Below are 18,050 nucleotides of genomic sequence, written 5' to 3' on the forward strand. Positions count from 1 at the left end.
TACCGGCCTCAAAATCAGGAATGATTATGTTGTGTATCAGCCCACACTGCCTTCAAGCTTGATGCTCAGCAGCTTGGTAGCTTCAACTGCAAATTCCAGCGGTAGCTCTTTGAATACTTCTTTACAAAAGCCGTTAATGATGAGTGAAATGGCCTCTTCCTCATCGAGACCGCGCTGCTGCAGGTAGAAAATCTGGTCTTCACCAATTTTGCTGGTTGTTGCCTCATGCTCAACTGAGGAGGTGCTGTTGCCTGACTCAATAAACGGAAAAGTATGCGCGCCGCACTCGCTGCCAATCAGCATGGAGTCACACACGGAGTAGTTTCTCGACCCGTGGGCCTTCTTGCCAATCTTTACGAGTCCGCGATAGCTGTTCTGAGACTTTCCGGCAGAGATTCCTTTTGAGATAATAGTACTGCGGGTATTCTTGCCCAGATGTATCATTTTGGTGCCGGTATCGGCCTGCTGAAAATCGTTGGTGAGGGCTACAGAGTAAAATTCACCCGTTGAGTAATCACCCTTAAGAATCACACTTGGGTATTTCCAGGTAATGGCAGAACCGGTTTCAACCTGCGTCCATGAAATTTTCGAACGTTCGCCTTTGCAGATACCGCGCTTGGTAACAAAATTGTAAATACCGCCTTTACCATTTTCATCACCGGGGTACCAGTTTTGAACGGTAGAGTATTTGATGTTGGCATCATCAAGGGCTACAAGCTCAACAACGGCCGCGTGAAGCTGATTGGTATCGAACATCGGTGCTGTACAGCCTTCCAGATAGCTTACTTCGGCACCTTCCTCTGCTATGATGAGGGTACGCTCAAACTGACCCGAATCAGGGTTGTTAATGCGGAAATACGTGGAAAGTTCCATCGGGCATTTCACGCCTTTCGGCACAAAACAGAAAGAACCGTCAGAAAAAACGGCTGAGTTCAGCGCTGCGAAATAATTATCGTTAGCAGGAATTACACTTCCCATATATTGCTTAACCAGCTCAGGGTATTCTTTCACTGCTTCACTGATGCTGCAGAAAATAACACCAGCCTCTGCGAGCTTTGCCTTAAACGTAGTTGCTACAGAAACACTGTCGAAAACAGCATCAACGGCAACATTTGTAAGCATCTTCTGCTCTTCAAGCGGAATACCCAGCTTATTGTAGGTATCCAGAATATCAGGATCTACTTCATCAAGGCTGTTCAGTTTAGGCTTTTCTTTGGGGCTGGAATAATAAACGATGTTATTATAATCAGGCTTGGTGTAGTGCAGGTTTGGCCATTCCGGCTCTTCCATTTCACACCACTGACGGTATGCCTTCAGGCGGAATTCAAGCAACCACTCAGGCTCATCCTTACGACGGGATATCTCCCTAACAATATCTTCATTAAGGCCCCTTGGGAATTCTTCGTATTCAATATTTGTCGTAAAGCCATACTTATACTTTCTGGAGGCAGCAGTTTCTACTGCTTCTGCTTCTGTGAGTCTCGACATAGTGACTTAAGTTTTAATGATAGTAGGTAGTGATGTTCCAAAACGTCAGTGCTCAACATGCCGTTCAAAAAAAACAGCTTCATCTGACCTTGAAAAACAATAGTTTAGTACGCTCGATTATTTTTAATAGGTTTAAATATACAAAAATAACGTCATTATGTCTAATCGGTCTAAATAAGATTAAGACATTTCAGCGCACCATAACGGCATAGCAAAGCCGTTCCGTTCCAACAATTTACCCTTTTATTGTGCTTTTACCGGTATCAGTAGCCGAAACACGGAGCCGATTCCTTTTTTGCTCTGCACCAGTATATCTGCATTTATGATAGCAGATAGTTTTTTGCAAACCGACAGCCCAAGGCCTGCACCCGGAAAATGCCGCGTAGTTCCGAAACTTTCCTGAATGAAGGGGTCAAAAATCTGCTCCAGCATTCCGCTTGCAATCCCAACTCCGGTATCTTCTATTTCAATGTAGATGAAGGCGCCGTTTACCCTTCCTGCCCTAACAGCCACATAGCCTTTTTCCGTAAACTTAACTGCATTTGCGCCAAGCATCTGCAAAATCTGAACAACAGCCGTATGGTTTGTTTCAGCATAAAGGTCATCCATAATATTGTGCCGGAATTCAAGGCCTGAATTCATCGTATCCTGTTCTATTTCAGGCAAAACCTCATGCATAAGCGTTGAAACATTCACTTTCGACAAGGGATATTTAGATTTATTCAGTTCCTGCTCTGCGAGCAGCAACATATTATTGATCACTTTAAGCAACTGCTCTGCCGATCGCATAATGTTTTGGGCAAAATCACTGATCTCCTGGTCGGCTTCCCCAAGATATTCACATAAGATTGATGAAAACCCGATGATGCTGGTTAGCGGTGTCCGGGTTTCGTGGCTCAGATTGGAGAGCACAGATTCTTTCAGCTTGTTAGCATCATCAGCGCGCTGTTTAGCAAGCATCAAATGCCGCTGTTCCTCTGCTTTTTTCGTGATGTCGCGGGCAAGCATTACGAAACCACTGGAAATGCCAATAATTGATTTAACCTGTGAGCAGCTCACAGCTACCACTACCCTGCGCACTGTTTTGGTAATATGATAGTACCTGCCGCTGTGACTTCCCTTCTCTCTGGTTATCCTGAAAATATCATCGCTAAACGCCTTAAGCTGGTTTTCGCTGCTTTGGTTATACGCAAGTAGTGAGTCTGATAATTTTATGCCCGACGGCTTTATATCAGGCCCGAACATTTTCGAAAAAGAACGGTTCACATAAACAATTTTGCCGCTCAGATCAGCAACCGCAACTCCGTCGGGCAAGCTCTCAAATAAAGATATATATGGGGTAATAATCCGATCAGTTGCTGCCTGAGGCGCAGATGCAAGTACCGCACCATGCAGAAATATACGTCCGTCTGATTCTCTGAGCTCGCGTTTAACAATACCGGTCAGACGAATGGTGCTGCCGTCACGATGTTTAAACAGCCCGTCAACTGAATCAACCTGGCCTTTGTCTTTAATTAATTTTAGGAGGGTACCGCGCTCATTCGGCTTTTTATAAAGCTGCGTAATACTCGCGACTTCCTCACTCAATTCCGTAAAGCCCTCATAACCAAAGAACCGGGCAAAGGCCTTATTCACGAAAATAATATCTCCATCCTGACCTGTAACAAAAATCCCCACATCGATTTCAGTTAGTATTCTGAGCAGCTCATCATTAACGAATTCCGGTTTCGCCGGAGGTTTTTCCTTTACATCAAGCTGAGCGACAAAAATTCCCGGCTGTTCTGTCGGTCGTATTTCAAAACCTGCAACTAAAGCCGGGGCACCGGAATCACAGCCTGGAGCTGCCGCATCCGCTGTATTTCTGAAAACCTCTGAGATATAATCCGGACCACCGGGAAGTTCATGCTCAATACCGGCAGCGATGCCGTTTCTAAAGAGAATCCTGGCGTTTTCATCAATGCACCATAAGGCGTTTAGGCCTGAATAATTCCCCTTAACACCTAATTCGCTTTCCTCAAGCTCCTTTACGACAAACAAAATTTGTGCCTCAGCTCCAGAGATTAAGGGTATTCCGCTGATTTCATACCTGCTTTTCTGTAATTCAATGAACTGCGTTACCCTGGTAAGCAAACAAAACTTAAGCCCGATTTCCAGCTGCTGCAGTTCTTCTGCGCAAAGAGCATACCTCAACTCATCAAATTGGCAGTTACTTTCTGCTGCGATCTGATTGAACGAGCCGATACAGGCCGGAAGTTGAATTTGTAGTAAAGAAATCAAGGAAAAGTTTTAGCTATTACAGGTTAGACCGCACTTCCATGCCGAAACTTTATTCAAAGGTGCAAGTTGAATATATATAAGGGTATATTGCTAACATTTATTTCGAATCTCAATATACTGTTTTATAAATCAAATTTTCACAATTATACCCCATTTTAAGCGGTATTCCGGATCAGTATATTTCAGCAAGCCGCAATCAGCAGCTACTGAGCTTTACTTAAAATGATATACTAAATTAAGAAACCTTCAATATGTCTTACTCAAAGTTTTTACCCTTATTTTTATTTACAGGCCTTTTTCTGTTCAGCTTTGCCTGCAGCACTGAAGAACGGCAATCCTACCAGGATCCCGCATTCACACCCGTTGAGTGGAGCCGCAGTGCTACCATTTATGAAGTGAACGTGAGGCAGTTTTCCGAAGAAGGCACCTTCGCAAAAGTGGAAGAACAGCTGCCGCGGCTCAAGGAGCTTGGCATCGATATTTTATGGCTGATGCCCGTACATCCCATCGGAGAAGTGGAGCGCAAAGGTACGCTCGGCAGTTATTACTCTGTGAAGGACTATTTCGATGTGAATCCCGAATTCGGGACCAAAGAAGATTTCCGCTCGCTGGTAGAAACCGCACATGAACTCGAAATGCGCGTGATCCTCGATTGGGTAGCCAACCACACCGCCTGGGACAACCCGCTCACCGAAACCAACCCGGAGTTCTTCGAGCGCGATGAAGAAGGCAATTTCATGCCGCCTTACGGAACCGACTGGAGCGACGTGATTCAGCTCAATTTCAACAACCCGGATGTACACGATTACATGATCTCCGCCCTGCGCTACTGGGTTGAAGAATTCAACATCGACGGCTACCGGGCAGATGTTGCTTATCTCGTACCAACTGAGTTCTGGGTTCGCGCCCGCCGCGAGCTCGACAGCATTAAGCCGGTTTTTATGCTGGCCGAAGCCCACACCCCTGAGCTGCACCCCGCCTTCGATATGGGCTACTGGTGGGAAATGCACCACCTGTGGAACCGCATCGCGCGCGGCGAGGGCGAGCTGAGTGAAATAGATCAGCTGATTGCAGATTTCCGCCGCGATTTCCCGGAAGATACTTTTATGATGAACTTCATTACCAACCACGATGAAAACTCATGGGCAGGCACTGAGTTCGACCGAATGGGTGATGGGGTTGAGGCCTTTGCTGTAATGATGAGCCTGATGGAAGGCATGCCGCTGATCTACAACGGTCAGGAAACCGGCTTTAACCGTATGCTCGAGTTTTTCGAAAAAGACCCCATCGACTGGGATTTCGACAGCCCTTTTGTGGATTTCTACTCCACGCTCTTCCACCTGAAGCGTGAGCATCCCGCCCTGCAGAACGGCACAGCCGGCGGACCGATGCTTCGTATGAGCACTTCTGCTGATGAAGCAATTTACGCCTTCTCAAGAAGCCGCGATGACAATCACGTTCTTGCTGTCATAAACTTCTCTGATCAGGAGCAGGTTTTTGAGATTACAGGAAAGATCCCTTTTGGTAATTATGTTGAGCTGTTTGGGCAGGAAGAAACTTTTGCCACCTTCTTCAGCCTGCCGGCCTGGGGCTACCGCGTTTTTGTGAGTACCAACTAAAAGCGCCCCCTTTAGCAAAAAAGCCCGCAGTGCGTAACTGCGGGCTTTTTTTGTTTTCTTTCAGGTGATGCGACCTGTGCCCTCAATCAGTTCCGGACAGTTTGTAAGTCTGAAAACTCAGGCTTCGGAGAGCAGAGCTGTAACGGCCGACATCAGCACGATATCGTTTACCGAACAGCCACGGGAGAGGTCGTTTACCGGCTTGGCAAGGCCCTGAAGAATGGGACCCAGCGCGACCGCACCGCCCACCCGCTCGGTGATTTTGTAGGCAATGTTCCCGGCATCAAGGTTGGGGAAGATGAAAACGTTGGCCGCGCCTTTCAGCGGGGATTCGGGGGCCTTGCGCAGGCCGATATCAGCCACGAAGGCGGCATCGAACTGCAGCTCGCCGTCGATTAGCAGGTCCGGCCGGCGGTCTTTGGCGAGCCGGGTTGCTTCGGTTACAAGCGCCACACGCTCATGCCGCGCACTGCCTTTGGTTGAAAAAGAAAGCATCGCCACCTTCGGCTCTTCGCCGGTAAGTTTTTGGTGGGAAAGGGCGGCATCAACCGCAATGCCGGCGAGGGTCGGCTCATCGGGGTAGGGAATCACGCCGCAGTCGGCGTAGGTCACGCGGCTGCCGTCCTGCAAAATCATCAGAAAACAGCTGGAGAGCATCCCTCCTTTTTCGCGCACGCCCACGGTTTGCAGGGCCGAGCGAATTACGTCGCCCGTTGTGTGAACCGAGCCGGCAAGGGTGCCGTTGGTGAGGCCCGCATCAAGCATAAAGTTTGCAAACCAAAGCGGCTGACCCGCGAGTTCTGCCGCGGCTTCTTCGGTGAGGCCCTTGTGTTTGCGGGCTTCATAAAGTTTCGAGGCAAATGCCGCTGTGTGGTCGCTACTGCCAGGCTCAGCGATTTCGATGCCGGAGCTGAGGGTTATGCCGTGCGCTTTGGCCGCCTTTGAGATTTCATCAGCATCGCCGGTGAGCACCGGCACACAGATCTGCCGGCCGTGAAGCTCAGCCGCGGCTTTGAGCACGCGCGGATCGGTGGCTTCCGGCAAAGCAATCCTTTTTTTAAGAGCCGAGGCTTTTTCAAGAATATCGGTGAGCGGTTTTTGCTGTAGGTCAGTCATAGTTTCGAATATTATCAGTTGAACTTTTTGCTAATTAAAAAATAAGATCAGGCGCAGAAGGTCATCCCCCGAAAAAAACACATCCCTCAAAATACAACCAGCAGCAGAATAGCTACTATGGCGAGGGCAATGCCCGTGAGTTCTTTCCGGCTGATGTCGTCTTTCCAGTAAAAGTATCCCGCAAGGGCCCCGCCCGCAACTACGAGCATGTTCACAACGGCATACACCACGCTTGCATCGAAATATGCGAAGGCCTGAATCAGGAAAACCGATGAAAACAGGTTGGGGATACCCACACCTGCACCAAGCATCACTTCCCGGCGGCTGAGCCGCTGCAGGTCGCCTTTCTGAAGGGAGACGCCAATACCGATCATCAGGGAGAAAAAGAAGATGGCGCTCATCAGGTGGGCCTCACTCGCCACGGCGCTCATTTCTTCTTCGAAGATTTTGAGGGAAGCATCCGCTGTACCTGAAAACAGGAAGATGAGCAGCAGCAGTCCCGCGCTGCCGATTTGTGTGAAGGAGAGCTTCACCCGGCCGGAAATGAGCAGGTACAGCGCCGCGAAAACGAGCAGGATACCGGCCGCTTTGGCCGGTGTGAGGTCTTCCCCGTAAAAACCCACGGAGAGCAGAACGGGTACGAGCAGCGACATCCGCATGGCGGCTATGCTCACGCCTAAGCCGTTCTGATGCACCGAGCGGCTGAACAGGAAGAAGTTTGCGATGAAGATGAAGCCGATGAACGCGCAGAACAGCCAGAACCACAGGGGGAAATCCGGCAGCAGCGGGAGCCCGCTGCGGAAGTTGAGCAGCAGCGCGCTGCCAAAGGCAACCACGTAGTTGATCGTAAGCACGTTCAGGATGGCAAGGCGGTTGGCTTCGCCGTACTTGAGCAGGTTGGCCAGCAGCACGGAGCAGCTCACGCTCATCAGAATCAGCAGAATTCCCATAGTTGATCAGGAGCGGATGGTGACCACGATGTTGAACATAATGTCCTGATCGGTACGCGGGAAAACACCACTCGAGCGGGGAATCAGCTGGTTATAGCGGTATTCAAAGTTCGCACGGATGGTCTGTGAGAAGGTGTAGCCAATACTCGGGGTTATGGTGAGGCGGGCATCACCTCGCTCGGTCGGCTCTGCCGGCTCATAGAAGTTTACATCCCGGACGATCTCCCCGGCAGGCCCGCGGAATACATCCGAAAGGTCGCTGTTGAGCACGTAGGTTTTGCGGATGTCCTCATTGTAGCTCACGTTCAGGTTGAGGTCGAGCGTGTTTTGGAACCGCCGCATAAACGGCAATCGGAAGCCGCGCGCGCTGTAGCCCATGGAGACCGAAAGCCCCTGCGATTCGTTTTCAACCACGTTGTAGTTGGTGAGGCTGAGGCTGGTATTGCGCGAGCGGTTGTAGTTAATCGTACTCCGGATACCACTGGTGAAGGTCAGGTTCACCCCGATCAGCGGCTGGAAGGCACGGGTGAGGTTGATGGAGTTGGGCTCGAACTCATCGCGGAAGTCAGCGGCCTGAAAGTCCCCAACGGGACGGTTTACCGGGTTCCCCTCATCGGGCAGAAAGCGCCACTGCAGCCGGTAGGTTGAGCTGTAGTTGTGCGTAAGGGTCATGCGGTTAATGTAGGTGCGCATGAAACCGATGCGCCGCTCCCATCCGCCCCAGTTGATGCGCCATGTAGGCATCGGGAAGGGCATATAGTCGCGGGTATCGACGGTGCCGCCCAGCCCGCTGAGGTAGGCTGCCCGGAAATCGCGCCCAACCGTGTTCGGATTGAGCAGGGTTGGCCCGCCGTCTTCCGGGCGCGCGATGATGTTGCCGCTTTCCGGCAGGTTATCGAAACCGACCTGTAGCTGACGGCGGAACAGCGATCCGTAGCCGCCGCCAAAGGTCCAGACCGAGGTTTCCACCTCTCCGCTGAGGTTAAACTGCGTGGCTACCGAGTCGATTCTCACGGTGAGGGAGTTGCTCTGATTTTCCCGCCAGCGGATGTTCCAGTCGAGGTCGATGTTGAAATCACGGAAGGGCGTTACACGGGTACGCACGCGCAGTTCGTTGTTTTCATTCAGGTTGCTTGACAGACTGAACACCTGTGTCTCATCCTCCGGGCGTACCAGCTGAGCCAGCGGAAGCTGATTGGTGAAACCCAGGCGGTACCCGAAACCGGGCGAGAAGTCGCCGTCGCCGGGCTCACGGAAAGCACCCAGAATGGTTGGACCGCCGGCATACCCCGACTGACTCGCCGTCCGGGTTGTGTTGTAGGTTACATCCAGGTTTTGCATGCTCACGGTTGCAAGCAGAATCTGCCGGATGCGGTAGGTCAGGTTTTCGGAAAAATCGCGGCCCTGCGCCTGTTGTGGCTGCTGCTGCTGCCGGCCGGCGGCCCTGCGGAGGTTAGCCGGCATTTCCGGGGGATCTTCGCCGCGCTCAAGAGCACGCTCCACTGCGCGCTCATGCCGCCGGAGATCACGTTCGCGCTCGCGCCGTTCCCGCCGCTGCCGCGCTTCGGTTTCCCGCTGCCTGAACTCGGCTTCGTTAGCCCGCACGGCCGCATCATAAAACGGGATGCGCCGCAGCAAATCCTGCAGACGAATGCCGAAAGTCTGATCAAAGCCGTAGGTGTTGCCCACCGTTGAACCCAGACCTGAGCCCTGCGGTGAGTTCCGCCACTGAAAGCCACCGCGATAGTTGGCCTGATACGTCATCCAGCTGAGCGATCTTACCTGTGTAAAGCGCGGCCGCCAGCTTGCCGTGTAATTCTCAGTGTACGACTCCCGCCGTACATCAACATCAGAATTGAAAAGGGCATCGCTGATAACATCGAAGCTTGGCCGAATGTTGTAAATGAGGGAGTCCTGCTCGGAAAACACCCGGGAGATGTCATCAAAATTAAATTCCGTACGGGTGTTCATGCGCAGGCTAATGGGCGGAGTGATGTCGTAATCGATAGCAAACGTATTCACGTAGGTGAACTGATGCTGCTGCTGAAGTGAGAAGGGATCCTGCCCGTCGAAGGAGCGCCGCTGCAGCTCGGAGTAGCGGCGGTCGAGCGTGTTGGTGGTTGATATGCTGCGCGGCAGGTAAGCAAGGCGGAAGCCCGAAATCAGGTTGGCTACCGGCACATCCTCCAGAAACCAGAGCGGGCGCAGGGTCTCAACCGAGCGGAAACGCAGGTTATAGTTGAGGCTTGTGCTGTAGTTCCAGCGGTTATCGAAAGCGTTGTTCGGGTTGCTCGCTTCAGAGGTTGTGTAGTTATAGCTGAGCGTGATGGGATCAACGAGGTTGCGCAGCAGAAATGAGCGCGAGTTGTTTTTGGTGAGGCCGGTTACGTTCACGGAATAGCTTTCGCTGCGGGTCTGAATTTCAGCAAGCCGGTCACTGATTATGCGGTCGCGCTCTGCCGGATCAGCCACATCATTTTCGATAGCCCGGCGGAAGTCTGAGAAGCGGATGTCGCCCTCTCTTGGCAGGAAGCGCGGTGTAGAGACAGTGTTACGGGTACTCAGGTTTACGGGGATGTTCCACCCGTAGGCCTCAGGGATAAAGCGGTGCAGGTTCACGGTTGTGCTGAGGTTGTAGCTTGTTTCATCGCTCTTGCTGCGGTCAACCATACGTGAATCGATTGCACCGAAGCCATCCTGTCGGTGACTCATCGTGGCATTGAAGGTCGCAAAATCGGCCATCTGAATGCGTGCGGAAAGGTTTCCTGCCCAGGCTCTGCGGTTGTCGAAGCCCGAAACGCGCAGCTCATTCACCCAGATCTGTGCATCCAGGTTTGGTACCCCGGCACCGTTGCTGCGGTTTTGCTGTTGCTGTGCCGTTCCCACATTAGCATCCCCCCTTACACGCGGGCGGCCTTCGGTATCAATGCCGCTTTCGTGCGGATTCCGGATTCCGATCCCGATTTCTGTTATGCGGTCGAGCGAGGGATTTCCTACAATAGCCACAACCGCTCCGGGGACCGCATCGCGCAGAATATCCCCGCGCTCATATTTCGTATCGGGATCGATACCGTCAATATTCCGGAGCTGCTTGAGTTCGTTGAAGGTACCGAGCACAATATTCATGCTGTTTTCCTCGGGAATCCACACGCGAAGGGCGTCTTCCAGCAGGGCCGCTTCCCGGCCTGAGCCTCCACCAACAGGATTGAAAGCAAAAGTTGTATCGGTGGGCGTTACGGGCTGACGGTACTCGTAGTAGTTGTTCTCCAGGTTGCTGCCAATTCGCAGTACAAGCTCCACATCACTGCGGTTTTCGTAACCTTCTCCGTGCACAAACATCCGCATGTTGGAGTAGTTCACAAGGCTGAGGTTACCGGGGTACACCCGGCTTATCATCCTGATATCCTGCGACTTCAGGTTCTGTACTTCCAGTACCAGCGACTGCTCGTTATCCACAATGGTTTCCTGCTGCCCACGTATGGTAGAACGGATAGCGCCCGGCGGAATGCGGTAGGGCACCGGCGTGCGCGAGGCATTTTCCTCAAAGTTGATGGTCGAAATGTCAAAAATGGTAGTCTCATCATCCACATTTCCGATGTTCGCTTTGCGCCAGAGGTTACCCACAAATTCAAATGTAGCGAAGCGCAGGGTGAAGGGCTCGCGGTAGCCGCTCATCCACATGCGGATGTGCGTTACCCGCTGCAAATCCTGAATGTTGCCCACTTCCCGCACAAAATCGCGCAGCGGAATACGAACCTGATACCAGGGCGCCACGAGCCCCGGGCCGTCCTGACGATCAACCACGTAGTTCTGACCAACTGCGAGCGAGGTTGAGTCAGCCGGATTCAGCCGGAATTCAAACTGAAAAAAGGAGTTTTCGGTATTCACCACCGCCGGATTGATAAGACCCTCGGAATCAGGCCGGTTGGTTACCGCCCGCTGCGTGCCCTCGCTGATGGAGTTGCCCTCAAGATAGCCGTACATGCGGTAAAAACGCTCATGCAGCGGAAGCCCGCGCACATCGGCATTGTCGTAGTACACAAACTCGTCGTTGCTCGGGTCGTTGCGGATGGCCTGCAAGCGGTCCGGCTGATCGCTGAAAGCCTGCTCCATAGCCGCGATAAAATCAGCAAACAGGCTTTGCTCGTTAAGCCCGTTGTTTCCTGAACTCGGAATGCCGTCGAGGCCAACATCCTCACGGTTGATGTTCGCAACCGAAAACTGTCCGTTAAATTCCACCGGAGAATTCAGCACGTACGAACGACCCTCGGAATCAATCCGAAGGTTGTTTTCCCGCTCATACAGGCCGTCTTCGGTGTTGAGGGTGTTGTTAGGGATCACGTCTTCACTCACGGATCCGATATCGAAGAAAAGGGTACCGTCGTAATCGTCGGGGTTGAAGGAAGAAGGCGGCCGGCCGTCGGGCAGTACCGGCTGCACCCAAAACTCAAGGTATTCGATGTTTTGCTGGGTGAAGTCACCGAGGCCTCCGGGAAGCACCGCGGTAAAGCCGCCCCAGGTTTCTTCCGGGCGGTTATCAATCAGGTCGCGCAGCTCCGGATTGTAGTTGTACGGACCGCGGTCACGTGGATTAAAAAAGATATCGAGCGTTTGCAGCGTGCGCTGATCCTGCGTGCTGATCTGCCGGTTCGGGAAAACATCCTCCACCAAAACCTCTGCACTTTCGGGGAAAGAAAGGCCGCCTCTTGAAATCGTAGAGGGAATCATGTACCAGGAAAACTGCGAGCGGTAATCCGACCGGATTGCTCTCACGGAAGTTGCCTGAGAGGCGTTGGTCATGTCCGGGTCGAGGGCCGGCAACGCGTAGGGTGATGAAGCCAAAAACCAGCGGCCGGGATTGAGAAAGCTGATGGTCGAGCGGGAGCCCTCGAAGTCGTCGATAAAAGCAAGGCCGTTTTCTTCATCCGGGAAAAGCTCACCGCGGTTGATTGCCCGCTGTACCGCACTTGTTTGCGCCACGCCGGGCCGGAGCTGCGCCCATTCGCCGGTGATATCTATAGATGATGGCGCTCTTGTTTGCAGCAGCGGCAGCGCGTTGAGCGCGCGGGTGAGCCAGGGAGCGTCGAAACGGGCGTTAGCGTCAAAACCGATAATGGTGTTGTTGATGGGCTCATCCCCTACCGGAATCTTATCCTGAATCGGGCGCTCATTCAGGCGGAAAAAGGTACCGCCAAGCCGGATGTTGTCGGTGAAGTTGTACTGCGCGCGCACCCCGGTAAAGGTTGTCTGCTGAATCTGCAGCAGCTGATTGCTTTCGTACTCAACCTCAATATTTTGCCCGGCCGACAGGTAGGTACGGTTCGTAATTACGATATTCCCGAGGATGTAATCCACCTCATAATCTACGCCTTCGGTGAGTTCAATGCCGTTGGCCCGTACCCGAACCGAACCGGGAATAAGACCAAAGCCCAGCATAAAGCTGTCAGAAACGCCGCCTCTTGCCAGACCTTTCAGACGGTAGATGGCATTTCGGGAATTTTGACCCGCATTGTTGGGTCGGGTTGTGTAAAGCTCGGTAAACGCAAACCGCTGAATCGCCTGCTCCTTCTCATCGGGGGGGAGGTTTGAGGCGTTGATGATATCCACAATGCGCTGCCCAAAAGGCTCAAGGTACGGGAAAATGACGCGGCCGGCGCGCGGATCGAGTGTGAGGGTGTTGAAGTCAACCCGGTTGTCAGGGGTCGGGTTACCCTGCGCATCTACGCGGTCGAGACCCAGATCCTGCAGAAGCACGGTGTTCAGGCCGGGAATGTTTACCTGATCGGTGGTGCCCCCGGTGAAGAAAATATCGAGCTCGAGGTTGTCTCGTGTGAGGTTTGAAGTGTTGAGCGAATAGATGTTCCGCATCGTGAGCGGCCATGCCCGGCTGTTGGAACTCTGACTCGACGGCCGAAGCAGTTTCAGGAAAAGGCGCTGACTCGATCCTGTACTCGGATCACCCACGTACACAATTTCGCCGCTTGGGTCGCGGTACGAAAAGGAGACGGCGAGGGCCTGACGGTTATCGAGGCGGGTGCGCAGCAATGAGATATAACCCAGGGTTTGGTTGATCTCAAAATCTACATTTTCAACAAGTGGGATGAAGATTCCTTCCTCAAATTCATCAGAAGCGACGCCCAGGTCTTCCGCCGAAACACCAACGGTTGGGTCGCGGTAAGGCTCAAGATCGCCGGGGTTGAAGCGGTCAAAATTCTCATTGGGCGGCAGGAAGCCGTTTCCGCCCTCAACTGTACCCAAATCAAGCAGTGCGATGGCAGGCACCCGGCCTTCCACATCGCTGGAAGAAATATCGAGCACGTAAACCTCGATATTCACAATATCAAAAAGGCGCCGCGGATTGAGTACATCCGCCATAATGCCTTCGAACTCCTGACGTGAAAAGAAATCGAGGAAAAAGTGCCGGTCGTTGTCGTAGGCGTTAGGCGCGATGTTGAGCACCGTTTCCTGTGAGCCGCCCGAAATAGTCTGCGTTTGGGAGTCACTCTCCTGTTGCGAAATAACGGTAGTAATATCAAGTGCGCCCAGCTTAGCACGTGCTTTTATCCCGAAAAGCGAGCCGCCGCCACGAATGAGGCGGTTTCCCGTTTCCATCGAAACATTACCCAGCTCAATACTTTGGATAATTTCATCCTCATAGCCGGTATATAAAATGTTGAGGCGGTTTTCGAACTCAAACTGCCGCTCCGTATCCCAGTCGGTCGAAATAGTGAGCTTATCCCCGATGGTACCGGCAATATTGAGCTTCAGATTCTGATCGAACTTGGGATCAACCCTTCGCTGCTGATCGGCCGGAAGCTGCGGGTCTTCTGAGTCAGAGATCGAAACCCCGATGTTCATATTCGCCGAGCCGGTTACACGCAGGTTTACCTCAGGCCTTCCGAAAATAGTTGTAAAAGCCGAGCTTTGCCCGCCGGGCACCGTAATTCGGAAATCGAGTACCCCCCTCCGCCTTTCACGGCGGATACGTTCTTCTCGTATAAGCTCCCGGAACTGTGTGCGCTTATGATAGGCCTTGTGCTCGGCCGCAAACTGCTCAAAAGTATAGCGGTTATCGAAAGGGATGCTGAGGTTGCCGATTGAGCGCCTCACATGTATATCACCGGAAAGGCTGTCCCGCTCAAACTGAATCCGGTCTTCGCTGTTCTGAATCTGAAGCAGGCGGGGCAGTTTGTGCGGGAAAGCGCGGGTAGCGAAATAAGAGCGCGGCTGCGGGAAAACGTTCACGGAATCACGGGCAGGCGGCGGACTAACAGGAAGCAGGGTTGTATCGGCCGGTTCTGTGTTAGCTTCGGGAACCTGAAGCGTATCGGCAGCGGCCGTGAACTGCCGGGTACCGCTGAACGGCACAAGATGGCGTTCGGGGTATAAATCCGGACCTGTAACAAAATCGGTTACTGAATGCCCGGAATACTGTGCAGCGGAATGATGCGGAACAAGCGCAAAAGCCGTTACAAGCCAGAACCCGATAAATAGCAGTGTTAATCTGTGCTCAGCAATCTGCACGCAGGAAAAGAATCTGATTGTGATTTCTGTGTTCAGTTTGGTTTACCCGTTAAGCGCCTGATTATACCAGCCAGACAAACCCGTTAAGGAAAGGCTTTAGCCGGATTACAGTTTGCAGGAACGAAAGCTTAGCGAAAGTAAACCCAATAAGTAGCCGGTTGTTCCGGCGGATACGTAACTATGTTTCGAATAGGCTGAGCTTTTAAAAATCGGTACATCGTAATGAATCAGCAAATATAAGCAAGCAATAAGGGAAAAACACAGTAGTTATGTTTTTTTCAGTTCGAAGTTAAATCACCCTATTTTAACGGGGGCTTGAAAATACCAAATCTCAATGCTTGTTCCCCTTTTTAAAAGCCGCATTACCTTATAACAAATATGTCCGCAAACGGAATCCGAAAACTGCAGAGAGAGATCCTGAAAAGGCACTTCGGGCCTTTTTTGTTCTGCTTCCTGATTGTGATGTTCCTGCTGCTCATGCAGTTCCTCGTACTGCATATCGACAAGCTGATCGGGCGCGGGCTTCCCCTTTCCATCATTCTGGAACTGATTGCCACTAACCTTGCCTTCATGGTTGTGCTCGCCATGCCGATGTCGGTGCTCGTTGCCTGCCTGATGGCCTTCGGCAAATTCTCCGAACTCAACGAGTTTACAGCGGCACGGGCAGCCGGCATCAACCCGCTGAGCATCATCGCACCGGTGCTGATGGCTGCTACCGGGCTTACGCTTTTCCTGATTTATTTTTCCAACGAAATTCTTCCTGACGCCAATTTCAAGGCAAGGTCGCTCTTTCTTGATATCCGCACTCAGCGGCCCGGCTTTGATTTACAGGAGAACGTTTTTTACGACGGCATCGAAGGCTACAATTTTCTGGTGAGACAGATCCCGGCCGGCACCGACAGCCTGTTTGATGTCACTCTTTTCCGGGAAGGAAATGATGAGGTTGATGCGGCCGTAATCCGCGCCCGATCAGGTTTTCTAAAATCTGTTCCCAACACAGACTTCCTGAGTTTGTTTTTGTTTGAAGGGTCTATCAGCCGGGACCTCTCTACCGGCCCCGACGGCAAACGCCGGCACGAACGCACCTTTTTCAATACCTACCGCATCAATTTTGACATGGGCGACCTCACCTTCAGCCGCAGCGATCCCAACTCGCGCCGCCGGGACGACCGCACCATGAGCTCGCAGATGATGCTGGCTATTATTGACTCACTCAACACCAACACCCGAAAAGATTTCGAGGCTTACCGCAGCGAACAAAGTACAACCCGGCTGATGCGCCTGCACGGGGAAAACATCAGGCCCGACGCCTGGACTCCTGTACGGGGGCACAGCTCCCCGGCTGCCGGTGAAAACGGTGCTTCTGTTTATCAGCCAACAGAGCGGGTGAATCAGCACATCATCCTGAGCGTTTACACCGAACCGGAAGAAACGAATACAGAATCGGAAACGACGGCACCGGCAGACAGCATTCGTGCGCCGGCTATAGCCGAAACGGACTTTGTTGTACTGAATCAGCTCACAAGTCTTGACCGACAGCTCGACGCTGCCAACGCCGTAGTTGTCAGATTGCGGGGATCTGCAGCACGGCTGAGTTCACATGCCAATAACACTACCTGGCGAACCGAGCGTATCGCACAATACATGGTGGAAGTCCACAAAAAAGTAGCCATTCCCGTTGGCTGCATTATCTTTGTGCTGGTTGGGGCACCGCTGGGCATCCTAACCCGAAAAGGCAACCTGGGCTTCAATGCGCTCATTGCAACCGTGATGTTCACCTACTACTGGATCACAATTATACAGGGGGAAAAACTTGCTGACCGTTTGGTTGTAAGCCCGTTTACCGGAATGTGGTTCGGAAACATCACCCTGCTGGTTTTTGGCATTTACCTTATGGCCAAGGTAATGTACGAGTTCCAGATTTCTGACCTCTGGAAGGGAACAGAACAGAAACCGACGCCCCAACGGCCATTTATTCAGGAGGATGTGCATAAATGACACGCATTGACCGCTTCATTTTTGTGCGCCTGCTACTTGCTACCCTCATGGTGCTTGGTGTGCTGGTTTTCATTTTCATTGTGATTGATTTCTCGGAGAACAGCGACACCTTCTCCGATCGCGGCGCCGAGCTTAGCGAAATCTGGTCGCGCTACTATCTAAATTACATCCCGGAAATGATACGGCTGGTGAGTCCTGTAGCCGTTTTTGTGGCTGTGCTACTCGTAGCGGGGCAGATGAGTGAACGCCTCGAGCTTACCGCTATCAAAAGTGCCGGTGTGAGTTTTTACCGGTTTATGGTGCCTTTCCTGCTGTTTGCCACCCTGGTAACCGGCGTGCTGAGCTATCTCGACGGCTACGTGATACCCGGCGCCAATACCGAACGTTTCGATTTTGAGCGGCAGTACCTGGCCCGAGGCACTGATCGTATCGACCGCTCCCGGCTGTACCGGCAGGAAAACGAAAGCACCCTGCTCACGGTAAATTACTTCGACAACCGCTCCGCTATGGGCTATCATGTGCGCATCTTCAGGTTTGACGACAAGCGCGTGCAGGAAATTGTGGATGCCGCCCGCATGGAATGGCAGGAAGAAACCCGGCAATGGCGGCTGATCCGTGTGGAAAGGCGGGTTTTCACAGAAAATGGTATTGAGCGCTTTTCACACCATCAGACCGATACAACCCTCTCGGTACTTCCGCGTGATATGGCGCGCTCCACCAACGACATCTACCGGCTCACTTATCCCGAAATTGTGGACTACATCCGCTCACTGGAGCGAAGCGGGGTAGGCGGTGTTTCCCTGCCAAAGGTACAGTTTTTCGGCAAACTGTTTTACCCGCTCGGCACCATCGTAATCACGCTTGTGGGCCTGGGTATTTCAACCTCCAACCGCCGCAAAGGCGGCCGGGGCGTACTGCTCGGCACCGGGCTGATTGTGATATTTTTCTACCTCATCATCATGAAAATCATCGAACCCTTCGGGGCAAGCGGTCAGCTCGATCCTCTCTGGGCCGCCGCCGCCCCGCACCTGCTGTTTCTGTTTATCAGCCTGATTCTAATCTGGCGCGCTCCGAAGTA

General features: G+C 52.4%; 8 protein-coding genes. 3 read left to right on the forward strand and 5 right to left on the reverse strand.

Annotated features, from left to right (window positions below):
• Positions 1-36: 36 nt before the first annotated feature.
• Positions 37-1,488: a Fe-S cluster assembly protein SufB gene (gene sufB, locus LAT75_RS02995; protein WP_291481141.1), complete on the reverse strand. Its 1,452-nt coding sequence runs from the start codon at positions 1,486-1,488 to the stop codon at positions 37-39.
• A 243-nt stretch (positions 1,489-1,731) separates the two neighbouring features.
• Positions 1,732-3,525, reverse strand: a complete 1,794-nt coding sequence (locus tag LAT75_RS03000) for a PAS domain-containing sensor histidine kinase (protein WP_291481142.1) — start codon at positions 3,523-3,525, stop codon at positions 1,732-1,734.
• 491 nt (positions 3,526-4,016) lie between these two features.
• On the opposite strand from LAT75_RS03000, the gene LAT75_RS03005 reads away from it, so the two are divergent.
• Entirely contained in the window at positions 4,017-5,384 is a 1,368-nt protein-coding gene (locus LAT75_RS03005) for an alpha-amylase family glycosyl hydrolase (protein WP_291481143.1), read from the forward strand.
• A 117-nt stretch (positions 5,385-5,501) separates the two neighbouring features.
• Here LAT75_RS03005 and pta read toward each other — a convergent pair whose 3' ends face one another.
• The 3 genes from pta to sprA form a co-directional block, all read right to left on the reverse strand.
• Positions 5,502-6,500 (reverse strand): phosphate acetyltransferase, encoded by a 999-nt coding sequence (pta, locus tag LAT75_RS03010; protein WP_291481144.1) that lies wholly within the window; start codon positions 6,498-6,500, stop codon positions 5,502-5,504.
• 86 nt (positions 6,501-6,586) lie between these two features.
• Positions 6,587-7,450 carry a DMT family transporter gene (locus LAT75_RS03015; protein WP_291481145.1) on the reverse strand — a complete coding sequence of 288 codons (864 nt, stop codon included), beginning with the start codon at positions 7,448-7,450 and terminating at the stop codon, positions 6,587-6,589.
• Between the two features lie 6 nt (positions 7,451-7,456).
• Complete coding sequence (gene sprA / locus LAT75_RS03020) at positions 7,457-14,974, reverse strand: cell surface protein SprA (protein ID WP_291481146.1); 7,518 nt, start codon at positions 14,972-14,974, stop codon at positions 7,457-7,459.
• 378 nt (positions 14,975-15,352) lie between these two features.
• Here sprA and LAT75_RS03025 point away from each other — a divergent pair, with 378 nt between their 5' ends.
• Together LAT75_RS03025 and LAT75_RS03030 are read left to right on the forward strand one after the other, a co-directional pair.
• Positions 15,353-16,972, forward strand: coding sequence for an LptF/LptG family permease (locus tag LAT75_RS03025; protein ID WP_291481147.1), 1,620 nt, complete (start codon positions 15,353-15,355; stop codon positions 16,970-16,972).
• On the forward strand, positions 16,969-18,050 hold a 1,082-nt coding region (locus tag LAT75_RS03030; protein WP_291481148.1), incomplete at its 3' end, for an LptF/LptG family permease. The genes LAT75_RS03025 and LAT75_RS03030, both read left to right, overlap by 4 nt.

The organism is Cyclonatronum sp., assembly GCF_022565315.1.
Taxonomy (GTDB): Bacteria; Bacteroidota; Rhodothermia; order Balneolales; family Cyclonatronaceae; genus Cyclonatronum.

Bases quoted from the DNA above. Each gene is read 5' to 3' on its own strand.
- sufB (WP_291481141.1), bottom strand. From the start codon at position 1,488: ATGTCGAGACTCACAGAAGCAGAAGCAGTAGAAACTGCTGCCTCCAGA.
- LAT75_RS03005 (WP_291481143.1), top strand. From the start codon at position 4,017: ATGTCTTACTCAAAGTTTTTACCCTTATTTTTATTTACAGGCCTTTTT.
- pta (WP_291481144.1), bottom strand. From the start codon at position 6,500: ATGACTGACCTACAGCAAAAACCGCTCACCGATATTCTTGAAAAAGCC.
- LAT75_RS03015 (WP_291481145.1), bottom strand. From the start codon at position 7,450: ATGGGAATTCTGCTGATTCTGATGAGCGTGAGCTGCTCCGTGCTGCTG.
- LAT75_RS03025 (WP_291481147.1), top strand. From the start codon at position 15,353: ATGTCCGCAAACGGAATCCGAAAACTGCAGAGAGAGATCCTGAAAAGG.